Genomic DNA, 13,412 nt, shown 5'->3' on the forward strand with positions numbered 1-13,412 from the left:
CAAGATGGGTAATCAAAAAGACCGTTTGCTGCGGGGAACTGCATTAAACGGGAAAGTACGGACATTTGCCGTGCGGACAACCGATTTGGTCGAAGAGCTTCGCCAAAGACATGATACGTTCCCTGTCGTTACAGCCGCTTTGGGCCGCACCGTGTCAGCAGCAGCGATGATGGGAGCTATGCTGAAAGGAGACGAGCGCCTTAGCATTCAAGTGCGCGGCGACGGACCGATCGGTTTGATTGCAGCGGAGAGTAATGCTAACGGCGAGGTGCGCGGATATGTCAAAAATCCGCATGTGGAGCTGACGAATATCCGTCCGGGCAAGATGGATGTGGCCGCTGCTGTAGGTACCACCGGCCATATTGATGTGATCAAGGATTTCGGCTTGAAGGAGCCTTACCGTGGCAGCGTGCCGATTATTTCGGGCGAGCTCGCTGAAGACTTCACATACTATTTTGCCGTATCCGAACAGACCAACTCGGCGGTAAGTCTGGGAGTGCTGGTTTCCCCGGATTATTCCGTGGCGAATGCCGGGGGCTTCATCATCCAGCTTCTCCCCGGGGTTACGGAGGATGAGATTACGGAGCTTGAGCTTGCGCTAAGCAAGATTCCTCCGATCACCGAGATGCTGGAAGAAGGACTGGAACTGGAAGACATCCTGAAGCGAGTCGTTCCGGATGTAACCATTTTGGAGGAAATGGAAGTGTACTTCAGCTGTGACTGCTCGCATGAGCGGGTGGAGCGCGCTTTGATCAGCTTGGGACAGGTAGAGCTTGAACAGATGATCGAAGAGGATGGCAAAGCCGAAGTTTCCTGTCATTTTTGCAATGAAAAATATACGTTCGATAAAGAACAGCTGAAATCCGTGCTAGAGCGGGCCAAATCTTAACGTTGGGATGAGCGACCGTGATGACGAGACAAGAGAAGGGATTGTGGGCGACCGTCATTGTCTTGACAGCATGCGTATTGGGTATGGGCGGCTGGATGCTGTTTTCCGGGAATTTTTCGCAAGAGGCTTCACCACCGTGGAAAGAGGGCTCCCAACCAGTTGCATCCATCCAGGACAGGGCGATTACCGAAGACGAGTGGGTTGACGAGCTAAAGAAGCGTTACGGCCGCGAAATGCTGATGACCATGCTGAATCGGCACGCTGTGGCCCTGGAAGCCAAAGCGAAGGGTATTGATGTTACGGCGGCTGAAGTCGATGCAGAAATCGAAGTCATGAGCCGCAGCTACGGTTCTATGGAGCGTTTCTTATCGGAAATGGAAAATCAGCTAGGCATTACGGAGAGTGAATTAAAGACAGAGACGACGTATCGGCTGCTGCTTGAGAAAATTGCAACTTCCGACGTGCACATCGAGGAGCAGCAGATCGATTCGTATCTGGAACAGTATCCTGACCAATTTCGTCCCAAGAAGCAGCTGAATTTATCCATGATCGAAGTCGCTTCGAAAGATGAGGCGGAACGGGTGATGGATCGGCTGGAGAATGGAGAAGCTTTTGCGGATCTCGCATCCCAGGTATCACTCGATGAGTATACTCGCGAAGACGGCGGGCAGATCGGACTGGTCGAGGAGGATGATCCCTTTTTGCCGCCGGCACTGCTGGATGCAGCTTTAACGCTGGAGCCCGGGGATATTGCGGGGCCAATCTCGCTCACAGACACCTATGCCATTGTTTATGTGAAGGACATTATCGAGCCTCAGGCCCCTAGTGAGGAAAGTGTCCGCGAGGCGGTTCGCAAGCAGCTGGCGCTGGAGCAGGCGGTGTCTTTATCCGAACTGGAGCGTCAGCTTCGTGAGAAATACGAGGCACGGATTAGTGCGGGTACGGTCACGTTGTAAAAAGAGGAAGAACAGGGAAAGCTCGCTGTGGCGGAGTAAGATGTAGCTGCAGGAGCTTTTTTTGCGTTAAAGGATGCAATAGGTTACGTTCACTGAAGGATGATGGCTTTTTGAGCGTGTATACCTTGGAGGCGAGTCCCCCGTTATCTCGTTCGGGAGGCGCAGGAAAATCCACCTAGAAATGTTGATTTTCGAGGTGTGGGATATTGACAATGACTCGTAACGTTGTTAAGATGAAGGTATAAAAACCTACCTTTTTACTCGGATATCAGAGACCTCAATAATCAAGGAGTTTGCGTCTATAAGCTGGCTCCGCTTTTCTTTCAACATCCAGACACTACAAATTTAATGATTCAACATTAAATGTATAACACCATTATGGACTTACTAGTTTATCTAAGATTCATATTTAGAGGAGGGCTTCATTCATGGCAAAAGTCGTAAATAATGTGACAGAATTAATCGGTGGAACTCCACTCGTCCGTTTGAACCGGATCGTACCGGAGGATAGTGCAGAGATCTATCTGAAGCTGGAATACCAGAACCCGGGCGCAAGCGTTAAAGACCGGATTGCGATCAGCATTGTGGAAGAAGCGGAGAAGGACGGACGTTTGAAGCCGGGCGATACCATTATTGAAGCAACCAGCGGTAATACCGGCATTGGTTTAGCTATGGTGGCAGCTGCCAAAGGCTACAAAGCCGTTATCGTTATGCCTGAAACCATGAGCTTGGAGCGCCGCAACCTGCTGCGTGCCTATGGTGCGGAATTGGTACTGACACCGGGATCGGAAGGAATGAACGGTGCGGTTAAGAAGGCAGAAGAAATTTTGAAGGAAAATGCCGGATTCTTTATGGCCGAGCAATTCAAGAACCAAGCCAACGTGAAGATTCACCGTGAAACAACAGGTCCGGAAATCGTTGAAGCGATCGAATCCATCGGTGGTTCCCTGGATGCGTTCGTTGCTGGGATCGGAACAGGCGGAACGATTACAGGGGCTGGCGAAGTACTGAAGGAGCAGTTCCCTGACATCAAGGTTATTGCGGTTGAGCCTGCTGCATCACCAATCCTTGCAGGTGGCAAACCGGGTCCTCACAAAATCCAGGGCATCGGCGCAAACTTCATTCCTGAAATTTTGAACCAAGAAGTCTACGATGAAATCATTCATGTTGAGAATGACGATGCCTTTGAAACTTCCCGCCGCGTGGCGAAGGAAGAAGGCGTTCTTGGAGGTATATCCTCCGGTGCGGCTGTATATGCTGCATTGAAGGTTGCCAAGGAGCTTGGTAAAGGCAAGCGGGTAGTAGCCGTGATCCCAAGTAACGGAGAACGTTACCTGAGCACACCGCTTTACAACTTCGAGTAAGATGATATCGTAATATGCACCTGTCTCCTTACCTCATCTGGTTGAGGTAACAGGTGGCAAGGAAGGAGCTCTCAATGTGTTTTTATAGCATTGAGGGCTTTTTGCGTATACTACTCCCTAAGATAACGCTTTATTAGAATCCGCCTGATGACCGCTCCAAAAATTATTGTTGGACGAGCTTCTATTTAGGGTTTTCAAGAGAAGCGGGATACAGTATACTGACAGGCAACAGTAAGGCTTTTGATGACTAAGGGAGGATCGGCATGGAGAGAAGAGTGGAGCTGGCCCAGTGGCAGGCATGGGCTGAAGAGGGCTGGTCCGTCGTTCCCTATCTGGTTCAATATAAAGGAGCAACAAGTGGGTTACCCCTGTCATGGAGACATGCATGGAACGCCGCATCACCATATGCCTTTGTGCTGGAGAGCGGTAAGGGCGGACGCCATACGTATCTTGGATTGCGGCCGGTGTCCATTCTGCAGGGGAAGGGATGCCATGGTGAGATCATCGAGCTGTCTGACGGTCTGCGAACGCAGGTAACGGGAGAGCCGCTGCACCTGTTAGAGCAGTGGATGAACAAATGGAAGGCTCCCCGTGTACCGGGGTGGCCGGACTTCCGCGGAGGCTGCACCGGATTCCTGAGTTATGATGTGATTCGGTCGATTGAGAAATTGCCCACGATGGCCAAGGATGAGCCGGGGTTCCTGGATTATATGTGGATGCGGATGGAAGAGATTTGGATCTATGATCATTCAGATGACAGCATCTACTGTTCGGTGCATGTCCCTCTGCCTTGGGCATTCGGGACCGGGGGAGTTTCGAAAGAAAAGAAAGCGCCCGGTGCTTCTGGTGATGAATCCAGTGGTTCGGTGCTTTCAACCGACCAAGAGAAGTTATTGCAGGAGTTATATGATCGGGCTGTCATAAGGGCTGAATCGATGCTGTCCCAATGGAATCAAATGTTCGGAACGGGCTCAGGGAACGACTCGAGTTCCGAAGATGAGCGCGTGCGGCAGGAACGATGGAAGAAAGCGCAGGAGCTGTCAGGGCCGAATGTCGAAATCTGGGATCGGCTGGAGATTGATTTTACGCAGGAAGCGTTCGAGCAGGCGGTGCTCTCGATTCAAGAATATATTCGGCAGGGTGACGTATTTCAAGTCAATTTGTCTCTTCGCCGGCACTTGCAGCTGCATGCGGAACCTGCCGATATTTATGAGTGGCTGCGTATCCTGAATCCGTCGCCATATATGGGGTATATCTCTTCACCGGGCTTCAGCTTGGCCAGTGGCTCGCCGGAATTGCTGGTGAAGCTGGATGGCGATGTCGTGTCTGCACGGCCGATCGCGGGAACGCGGCGCCGTGGAAGCAATCCGGAAGAGGACGCGGCAATGGAAGCGGAGCTGCTTGGCAGCGAGAAAGAACGGGCGGAGCATATTATGCTGGTCGATTTGGAACGTAATGACATTGGCCGCATTGCCGCATACGGGACCGTGCATGTTCCGGAGCTGATGACGGTTGAGAGGTACTCGCACGTGATGCATCTGGTGTCGCAAGTGGAAGGGCGGATTGCAGAGGGCAACCATGCGTACGATGTCATTGCGGCAGCGTTCCCCGGCGGCACCATTACAGGCGCACCCAAAATCCGGACCATGGAGATCATCGAGGAGCTGGAGCCTGTGACGCGAGGGCCCTATACCGGCTCCATGGGCTGGATCGATTATAATGGTGATATGGAGCTTAACATTATTATTCGGACCCTCGCCGTGAAGGATGGGGTTGGTTACATTCAGACGGGAGCAGGGATTGTTATTGACTCCGATCCGTACCGGGAATACAGGGAGTGTCATAACAAAGCAAAGGCTTTGATTGCCGCACTGATATGCAGCGAAGAGGAAGCGGCAGCAGTGGCTGCGAATATAGGGGGGAAATAACATGATACTTGTCATCGACAATTATGATTCGTTTACGTATAACCTGGTTCAATATTTGGGTGAGCTCGGCGAGGAAGTGAAGGTTTACCGGAATGATGAGATCGACATCGCCGGCATCGAGGCGTTGGCTCCGGACCATATCCTGATATCGCCGGGACCGTGCACGCCGAATGAAGCCGGCGTCAGTCTGGATGTGATTTCGCATTTCAAGGGTGTCATTCCGATCTTCGGCGTCTGCCTCGGCCATCAGGCGATCGGGCAAGCCTTTGGCGGCAACGTGATTCGTGCGGAGCGCCTCATGCATGGGAAAACATCTGCGATCCAGCATACGGGTGGCTCGGTCTTCGAAGGCTTGCCAGTTCCGTTCACCGCAACGCGCTATCACTCGCTGATCGTTGAGAAGGAGACCTTGCCGGATGAGCTGGAGATTACCGCATGGACCGAAGAGGGCGAAATCATGGGGCTGCGGCATAAACAATATCCGGTAGAAGGGGTGCAGTTTCATCCGGAGTCCATCATTACGGACCATGGCCATCAGATGCTGCGCAATTTCCTGAAGCGTACGGCCGGCGCCAAAGCATGAAATATATTGGCATGAACGGCGGCATCGTTGAAGCTGCCGAGGCTGTCATACCTGTAATGGATCACGGCCTTCTGTACGGAATGGGGTTATTCGAGACCTTCCGCACTTATGAGGGGAAGCCTTTTTTAATAGAGCGGCACTTGAACCGGCTCATGGACAGCTGCCGGGAGCTCGGGATCGTTCACAGGGCGGATGCTGAGAGGATCAACCGCTGGATAACGGAACTGATGGAGGCCAATGGTCTTCAGGATGCTTATATCCGGTATACCGTAACGGCAGGAGAGGGATTGCTCGGTTTGCCTGCTGGCGATTATTTGAAGCCTTCCGAGATTTTATTCGCCAAAGAGCTGCCGGCCGCAAACGAAATGCTCTACGAGAAAGGCAGAGCCTTGCGGAGGTTGTCCCTTCCGCGTAACACACCGGAATCATCGGTTCGGTTTAAATCTCTGCATTATATGAACAATATTCTCGCAAAGCGGGAATTGGCCGGATACCCCGGCCACTCGAATGGTTCAATAGAGGGGCTGATGCTAACGGCGGCCGGGGAAGTGGCAGAGAGCATTGTCAGCAATGTCTTTTTTGTCAAATCGGGTCGATTATATACGCCTGACGTTGGAACGGGCATTTTGCCAGGGATTACCCGGGCTGTGGTGCTGGAGTTGGCTGCCGATCTTGGTATTGAAGCCGAAGAAGGCCGATACAGTTGGGAGTTCTTTACCGGAGCGGATGAAATATTTACGACAGGCTCTGTGCAGGAGATTGTTCCGGTCACGACGTTGATTGGAGCTGAGGACGAGACTCTAGTCGTTGGACAAGGATTGGCCGGTCCGATAACCCGTACATTACTGAGCGCATATAGAAGGAAAGCAGGGCAAAAGGCATGAAAACAACGATTTACGAACGTGAATTTCGTCTGAGCAAGGATGCTGTGTTAAAGCTCGGTCAGTCCACGCTCATTATGGGTATATTGAATGTGACCCCGGATTCCTTCTCGGACGGAGGTCGATACAACGATACGGAGCGGGCCGTCGAGCACGCGCTTCAGCTGGTGGAAGAGGGAGCCGACATCATCGATATCGGCGGAGAATCGACGCGTCCGGGCCACGAGCCGGTTGGAGCCGCAGAGGAGCTTGCCCGGGTAATCCCGGTTATAGAAGCCATTCACCGGCACGCGCCGCATATTCCATTGTCGATTGACACGTATAAAGCGGAAGTTGCGCGTCAGGCAATTGGAGCGGGCGCTCATATCATTAATGATATTTGGGGCTTTAAAGACGACGCGGATATGCCTAAGACAGCGGCAGAGCTCGGATGCCCGGTGATCCTGATGCACAATCGCCGCGATCGAAATTACACCAATCTTATCGAGGACGTAAAGCGTGATTTGCTGAAAAGTGTCGAGATTGCGCGGGCTGCAGGCGTGCAGGATCATCATATTTTACTCGATCCGGGTATCGGGTTTGCGAAGGACTATGATGAGAACATGAAAGTGATGGCATCCCTCGATCAGCTCGTGGGGCTTGGGTTTCCGGTGCTGCTGGCTACCTCCCGCAAAAGGTTTATCCAGACCGCGCTTGGCGCTCCGGCACAGGATGTGCTGGAAGGAACGGCTGCCACTGTGGCTTACGGGATTGCCCAGGGCTGCCAGATCGTTCGCGTGCATGACGTGCTGCATATGAAACGGACAGCGAAGATGTGTGATGCCATGACCTACGCTTCGACAGAGCTTAGAAGCATATAATTTTTCCTTGGGACAAAGGATGGAAGGACGGAGTACGAGATGGATAAAATGATACTGAGCCGCATGGAATATTACGGCTACCATGGCGTGTTTGAGGAAGAGCGTAAGCTGGGACAACGATTCTATGTGGATCTGGAGCTGGAGATGGATCTGAGCAAAGCCGCCAAGACGGACGATCTGACGCTCACGGTAAATTATGCCGAGATTCATGATCTTTTGCTGGATATTATGCGGACGGAGTCGTTCCGCCTGATTGAAGCTTTAGCGGAGCATATTGCATCTAAGGTATTGGACACTTATACTATTATCGATGCTTTAACGGTCCGATTGACGAAGCCGCACCCGCCTTTTGACATTCATTTTGAAGGTGTGACCATTGAGCTGCACCGGACCAGGAAGTGAGAGAATCATGAATTCACACGCCACCTCTGAGTGTTCAGAGGCTTATATTGCTTTAGGGGCCAATTTGGGTGACCGCGAAGGTAACCTGATGGAGGCTTTGGAACGGCTGGATGAAGTACCCGGCATTACGGTAGAGCGCGTATCCAACTTGTATGAGACCGAACCGGTCGGATACGTGGACCAACCGATGTTTCTTAATATGGCAGCAGCCGTGTCGACATCGCTGAGTCCTCATGAATTGCTTGCCGAAATGCAGCGAATTGAAAAGCAGCTCGGCCGGGTCCGTCATATTCATTGGGGGCCGCGGACGGTGGACTTGGACCTGCTATGGATGGAAGGGCGCCGTCTGGATACGCCGGACCTTGTACTGCCGCATCCCCGTATGCAGGAGCGGGCTTTTGTGCTCAGACCGCTGGCCGATATCGTATATGAGTTCGAACCTTCAGGTCTGTACCCTGTGGTGAAGGCAGCACTTGAGAACCTGGAAGGAAAGGAAGGAATACAGCTTTGGAAAACAAGCAGCTGGCGCAGCGTATCCGCGCTTTCCGAAAATTAAAGGGTTTGACCCAGCAAGACCTCGCTGAGCGAACCGGTATTTCACTAGCCGTCCTTGGTGCGATTGAGCGGGGGAACCGCCGTGCCGAGGAGCAAATGCTGGCTCAGATAGCGGATGTACTGGAGATTTCATTGCAGGAGCTTAAGGAACGGAGCTAGATCATCTAAATAGGGAAGCCGGTGCAAGTTTATTTTTCATCAAACTCTGCCATTCATATAGGATGATGCTTCTGGATACGATCTACAAGAACATGTAATTTTTGCAGACTGGACGATAACGCGATGAATGAGTATGATGGTTTGGTTTGAAACTCAGGGATCCCTTGCATGATAACCGGGATCTTTCGACTATAAATATCTGAACACAAAGGGGTGACACATAAAATGGATAAGTTGAAAATCGGAAACATCGAGATGAAAAATCAAGTGGTTCTGGCGCCGATGGCTGGCGTATGCAACCCGGCGTTCCGATTGATTGCTAAGGAATTCGGCACCGGATTGGTTTGCGCCGAAATGGTGAGCGGCAAGGCCATTGTACACGGGAACAAGCGCACCCAGGAGATGTTGTTCGTCGACGAGCGGGAGAAGCCGCTGAGCCTGCAAATTTTTGGTGGTGACCGCGAATCCTTGGTGCAAGCGGCTAAAGTGGTCGATCAGCAAACCAATGCCGATATCATCGACATTAACATGGGCTGCCCTGCACCGAAGGTAACCAAGATGGATGCGGGTGCACGCTGGCTTCTGGATTCGAACAAAATCTATGAGATGGTGGCGGCGGTTGTCGATGCCGTGAACAAACCGGTCACGGTGAAGATGCGTACAGGCTGGGATAGTGATCACATCTATGCTGTCGAAAATGCACAGGCTGTCGAACGCGCGGGCGGTCAGGCGGTCAGCGTTCACGGACGTACGCGCGAGCAGCTGTACACCGGATACGCGGATTGGGACATCATTCGCCAAGTGAAAGAAGCCGTCTCCATTCCGGTTATCGGTAACGGCGATGTGGTGACACCGGAGGATGCTCGCCGGATGCTGGATACGACAGGATGCGATGGCGTCATGATCGGCCGCGGGGCGCTGGGCAACCCATGGATGCTGTATCGAACCGTGGAATATCTGAAGACAGGCAAGCTGCTGTCGGATCCGGCTCCGCAGGAGAAAATCCGAATTGCCATTCTGCATATGGACCGTCTGATTGCTCTGCGCGGCGAAGCGGTAGCGGTACGGGAAATGCGCAAGCATCTTGCGTGGTATCTGAAAGGTCTGAAAGGCTCCGCCCGCATTAAAGATATCATTATGGAAGAAACGAAGCGCGACGAAATGGTGAACCTTCTGAACAACTTTGTGAACAATCTGGAGGACCAAGAAGAATCGACAAAAAGTGTATATCCTCAAGCCGTTGCGGCGATGGGATAATTAGGGGTGCAGGCTGTTAACGGGTGCATGTATGCGACATTCGTGACAGCCTTTGCGCGCATTGACTTTTTGAAATGGTTCCCATATAATCTTTCAGTATAAATTCAAGAAATTGAGCAGGCATCAGAGGGAAGTTCTGATCCCCAAGAATTCGCATATAGTATGTTGATACCGTGGTTTAAATTATTTACATGACAGGAGAATCGGTTAATGAGCGATAAAGAAGTCATTCTTACCCAGGACGGTCTGAAGAAACTGGAGGACGAACTTGAGAATCTGAAGTCTGTAAAACGCCGTGAAGTGGCTGAGCGGATTAAAGTTGCCATCGGTTATGGTGATATTAGTGAAAACTCCGAATATGAAGACGCCAAGAACGAGCAAGCCTTTATCGAAGGCCGGATTATAACGCTGGAGAAAATGCTCCGTAATGCGCGCATCATCAACAACGATGATATCAATACCGATGTAGTCGGCGTGGGCAACACGGTGATCGTGGAGGATTTGGAATTCGGCGACACAATGGAATATACCATTGTCGGTACGGCTGAATCGGATCCGCTGAACAACAAGATCTCTAACGAGAGTCCTGTCGGCAAAGCGATTATTGGCAAGCAAAAAGGTTCGGTTGTAGATGTTAACGTTCCTGCGGGCGTTATTCAATATAAAATTGTAGACATTAAGAAGTAAGTCGGAATGTGTATAGAAAGCTTCCTTCGGGGGGCTTTTTTAACATATTAGAATTTATAATTTTTTTGGGGTCCCCGCAAAGTATTTGGGATAAGCATCGTAGCATAGGCTCCACTTTGTGGGGTTATTTTGAATAGGCAAGCTGTGTTGAGGGCTTAATGGGTTAGTGGCATGTCTTGAAATGGCTGCCCTACCGTTAAGTCCTAGCCGAATGTGTACAAGTTGTTTAAGAGCTGTCCGGATGTTATAGGTGGCGGCGTTTGTGCTGTTGGGGATTACGATGGAAGTGAAATGAAGGAGATGAATGACGATGACGGAAGAAATGAATAACCAAGAACAAGAACAGGAGTTAAGTGAGCTTTTGCAAATCCGCCGCAACAAATTGGACGAGCTTCGGAAGCTGGGCATCGATCCGTTTGGCGGAAAATATGAAAGAGAACATCACGCAGGTGATATTCTGAAGCAGTATGACGAGCTCTCCAAGGAAGAACTGGAAGAGAAGCAGGTGGAAGTGAACTTGGCCGGCCGGATTATGGCTAAGCGCGGCATGGGCAAGGCTTCTTTTGCTCATATTCAGGATTTGAGCGGCCGAATTCAGATCTATGTTCGCCAGGATTCGATTGCAGAAGCGCAATATGAAGCATTCAGCATCCTTGATCTGGGTGACATCATCGGGGTAAAAGGGGTCTTGTTCAAGACCAAAACCGGTGAAACCACCATTAAGGTAAAGGAGCTGGAGGTTCTTTCGAAGTCGCTGTATCCGCTCCCTGAGAAATTCCATGGTTTGAAGGATGTGGAACTCCGTTACCGTCAGCGTTATGTCGACCTGATTATCAACCCAGATGTACAGAAGACCTTCATTGCCCGTTCCCGTATTATCCAATCGATGCGTCGTTACCTGGATTCACAAGGCTATCTTGAAGTGGAGACCCCGACGTTGCATTCGATCGCTGGTGGTGCGGCGGCACGTCCGTTCATTACGCATCATAATGCGCTGGATATGGAGCTGTATATGCGAATCGCGATTGAGCTTCACCTAAAACGTCTGATCGTGGGCGGTCTGGAAAAAGTGTACGAGATTGGCCGCGTGTACAGGAATGAAGGGATCTCTACCCGTCATAATCCGGAGTTCACGATGATTGAGCTCTATGAAGCTTATGCGGACTATAAGGATATTATGGCATTGACCGAGAATATGATCGCACATATTGCCCAAGAGGTCCTGGGTACACAAGTGATTTCCTATCAAGGGCACGAAGTCGATCTGACGCCACAATGGCGTCGTGTATCCATGGTGGATGCGGTAAAAGAAGTTGTAGGTGTAGACTTCAGTGTGGAAATGTCCAATGAGGAAGCGCATCGCCTTGCAAAAGAACATAAAGTTCCGGTAGAGCCGCATATGACATTCGGCCACATCTTGAATGCGTTCTTTGAGCAGTTCGTTGAAGAGACGCTGATTCAGCCGACGTTCGTAACCGGTCATCCGGTTGAGATCTCGCCGCTTGCGAAGAAGAATGACGTGGATCCGCGGTTCACGGATCGCTTTGAGCTGTTTATCGTGGCGCGTGAGCACGCGAACGCCTTCTCGGAGCTCAATGACCCAATCGACCAGCGTCAGCGTTTTGAAGCGCAGATGAAGGAAAAAGAACAGGGCAATGACGAAGCGCACGAGATGGATGAGGATTTCTTGCGTGCACTGGAGTACGGTATGCCGCCAACAGGCGGACTTGGTATCGGGATCGATCGTTTGATCATGCTTCTTACGAATTCCCCGTCCATTCGTGATGTCTTGCTGTTCCCGCATATGCGTAATAAGGAATAGAATTTGCTCCAATCATCGATGGTTGAAGAGGCAGTTGACTATAGATTTCTATAGTCGGCTGCCTTTTTTTGTTTGAACTTCTCGATTGTCACTTGTTCAGAGAAGGAAGCTGTGATAAATTTATTTGGTACAACTGTATTAAAAAAGGAGGTTGGCGGAATGATTGGGGCTTTTATTATCGGATGTGAGATTTTATTCTGGGTATTTGTTCTAGCAGGATTAAGCGCAAGATATCTGCTCGGGCTGAAAAGAACGGGCGGAATACTACTGCTGTGTACGCCGATCATCGACTTATTGTTGATAGCCGTAACCATTATAGATCTGCGTGGCGGGGCGGAAGCCGGATTCATGCATGGGCTGGCGGCTGTATATATCGGGGTGACGATTGCTTTTGGACATCGGATGATCCAATGGGCGGACGCCCGGTTTGCTCACCGATTTGCAGGTGGCAAGAAACCGGAGCCTGCCCCGAAATATGGGTCGGCTCGCGCGAAGCGTGAGCGTCAGGGTTGGTATCGCCATGTGTTGGCGTGGATGATAGGGAGTTATGCTGCTTGGTGTTATGATCCTTGTGGTTGGGGAGCCAGCGCGAACAGAGCAGTTAAAGGCTATGGCCTTGCAATGGGCGGTGATCTTGGGAATTGACTTCATATATAGCTTCAGTTATACCTTCTGGCCTAAGAAGCAGGCGGGGTAAGTTGAGATAATGAATCTCTAGTATATAGTAAGTAAATGAATGTATTATTTTACCTTAATATTAATTTACTCAAAAGGGTTGCATATCGGCGAATGCCATGGTATATTATATTTCCGGCCAAGAAATACGGTCGAAACAAACGCTTGGGACAACAAGCCAAAATGAATTTGAAAAATTAAATTCAAAAAAAGCTTGCAATGATCGAGCGGATGTGATAAGATATAAGAGTTGCTAATGAGATAAGCTGTTGGCGACAAACAAAGAAGTTGATCTTTGAAAACTGAACAACGAGTGAGTAAAACGAACCACTTTGGTGGGACGTTGAAATAGAGAATTGAACAAATTCTCGTCAGTTAAGAAATGAGCAAGTCA

General features: G+C 50.6%; 13 protein-coding genes and 1 pseudogene. All 14 read left to right on the plus strand.

The window, feature by feature from the left end; genetic code table 11:
* Positions 1–4 precede the first annotated feature (4 nt).
* Positions 5–889, plus strand: coding sequence for an Hsp33 family molecular chaperone HslO (gene hslO / locus ACPV3A_RS18770; protein ID WP_194540310.1), 885 nt, complete (start codon positions 5–7; stop codon positions 887–889).
* Between the two features lie 20 nt (positions 890–909).
* Positions 910–1,845: a peptidylprolyl isomerase gene (locus ACPV3A_RS18775; protein WP_194545003.1), complete on the plus strand. Its 936-nt coding sequence runs from the start codon at positions 910–912 to the stop codon at positions 1,843–1,845.
* Positions 1,846–2,273: 428 nt separating this feature from the next.
* Complete coding sequence (gene cysK, locus ACPV3A_RS18780; RefSeq protein WP_194540311.1) at positions 2,274–3,209, plus strand: cysteine synthase A; 936 nt, start codon at positions 2,274–2,276, stop codon at positions 3,207–3,209.
* 263 nt (positions 3,210–3,472) lie between these two features.
* Positions 3,473–5,137 (plus strand): anthranilate synthase component I family protein, encoded by a 1,665-nt coding sequence (locus tag ACPV3A_RS18785; RefSeq protein WP_426200576.1) that lies wholly within the window; start codon positions 3,473–3,475, stop codon positions 5,135–5,137.
* Between the two features lies 1 nt (position 5,138).
* On the plus strand, positions 5,139–5,720 hold the full coding sequence (gene pabA, locus ACPV3A_RS18790) for an aminodeoxychorismate/anthranilate synthase component II (RefSeq protein WP_071221060.1): 582 nt from the start codon (positions 5,139–5,141) through the stop codon (positions 5,718–5,720).
* Positions 5,717–6,604: an aminotransferase class IV gene (locus ACPV3A_RS18795; protein ID WP_426200577.1), complete on the plus strand. Its 888-nt coding sequence runs from the start codon at positions 5,717–5,719 to the stop codon at positions 6,602–6,604. The genes pabA and ACPV3A_RS18795 overlap by 4 nt, the downstream gene beginning before the upstream one ends.
* The gene (gene folP / locus ACPV3A_RS18800; RefSeq protein ID WP_426200578.1) at positions 6,601–7,461 is read left to right on the plus strand and encodes a dihydropteroate synthase; all 861 of its coding nucleotides are present in this window, start codon (positions 6,601–6,603) and stop codon (positions 7,459–7,461) included. Before ACPV3A_RS18795 ends, folP begins: the two co-directional genes overlap by 4 nt.
* Positions 7,462–7,500: 39 nt before the next feature.
* Positions 7,501–7,863, plus strand: coding sequence for a dihydroneopterin aldolase (gene folB / locus ACPV3A_RS18805; protein WP_006207454.1), 363 nt, complete (start codon positions 7,501–7,503; stop codon positions 7,861–7,863).
* Between the two features lie 7 nt (positions 7,864–7,870).
* Positions 7,871–8,419 carry a 2-amino-4-hydroxy-6-hydroxymethyldihydropteridine diphosphokinase gene (gene folK / locus ACPV3A_RS18810; RefSeq protein WP_426200579.1) on the plus strand — a complete coding sequence of 183 codons (549 nt, stop codon included), beginning with the start codon at positions 7,871–7,873 and terminating at the stop codon, positions 8,417–8,419.
* Positions 8,371–8,577, plus strand: coding sequence for a helix-turn-helix domain-containing protein (locus ACPV3A_RS18815; protein WP_216535552.1), 207 nt, complete (start codon positions 8,371–8,373; stop codon positions 8,575–8,577). Before folK ends, ACPV3A_RS18815 begins: the two co-directional genes overlap by 49 nt.
* A 225-nt stretch (positions 8,578–8,802) precedes the next feature.
* Positions 8,803–9,834, plus strand: a complete 1,032-nt coding sequence (dusB, locus tag ACPV3A_RS18820) for a tRNA dihydrouridine synthase DusB (protein ID WP_426200580.1) — start codon at positions 8,803–8,805, stop codon at positions 9,832–9,834.
* Between the two features lie 210 nt (positions 9,835–10,044).
* A complete protein-coding gene (gene greA, locus ACPV3A_RS18825) occupies positions 10,045–10,521 on the plus strand; it encodes a transcription elongation factor GreA (protein WP_009591919.1) in 477 nt (158 codons plus the stop codon).
* A gap of 310 nt (positions 10,522–10,831) precedes the next feature.
* Complete coding sequence (gene lysS, locus ACPV3A_RS18830; RefSeq protein WP_194540319.1) at positions 10,832–12,343, plus strand: lysine--tRNA ligase; 1,512 nt, start codon at positions 10,832–10,834, stop codon at positions 12,341–12,343.
* A 159-nt stretch (positions 12,344–12,502) separates the two neighbouring features.
* A pseudogene (locus tag ACPV3A_RS18835) lies at positions 12,503–13,040 on the plus strand (hypothetical protein).
* The last annotated feature ends 372 nt before the right edge of the window (positions 13,041–13,412 follow it).

It is taken from the genome of Paenibacillus sp. Dod16, from assembly GCF_049893405.1.
Taxonomy (GTDB): Bacteria; Bacillota; Bacilli; order Paenibacillales; family Paenibacillaceae; genus Paenibacillus_AQ.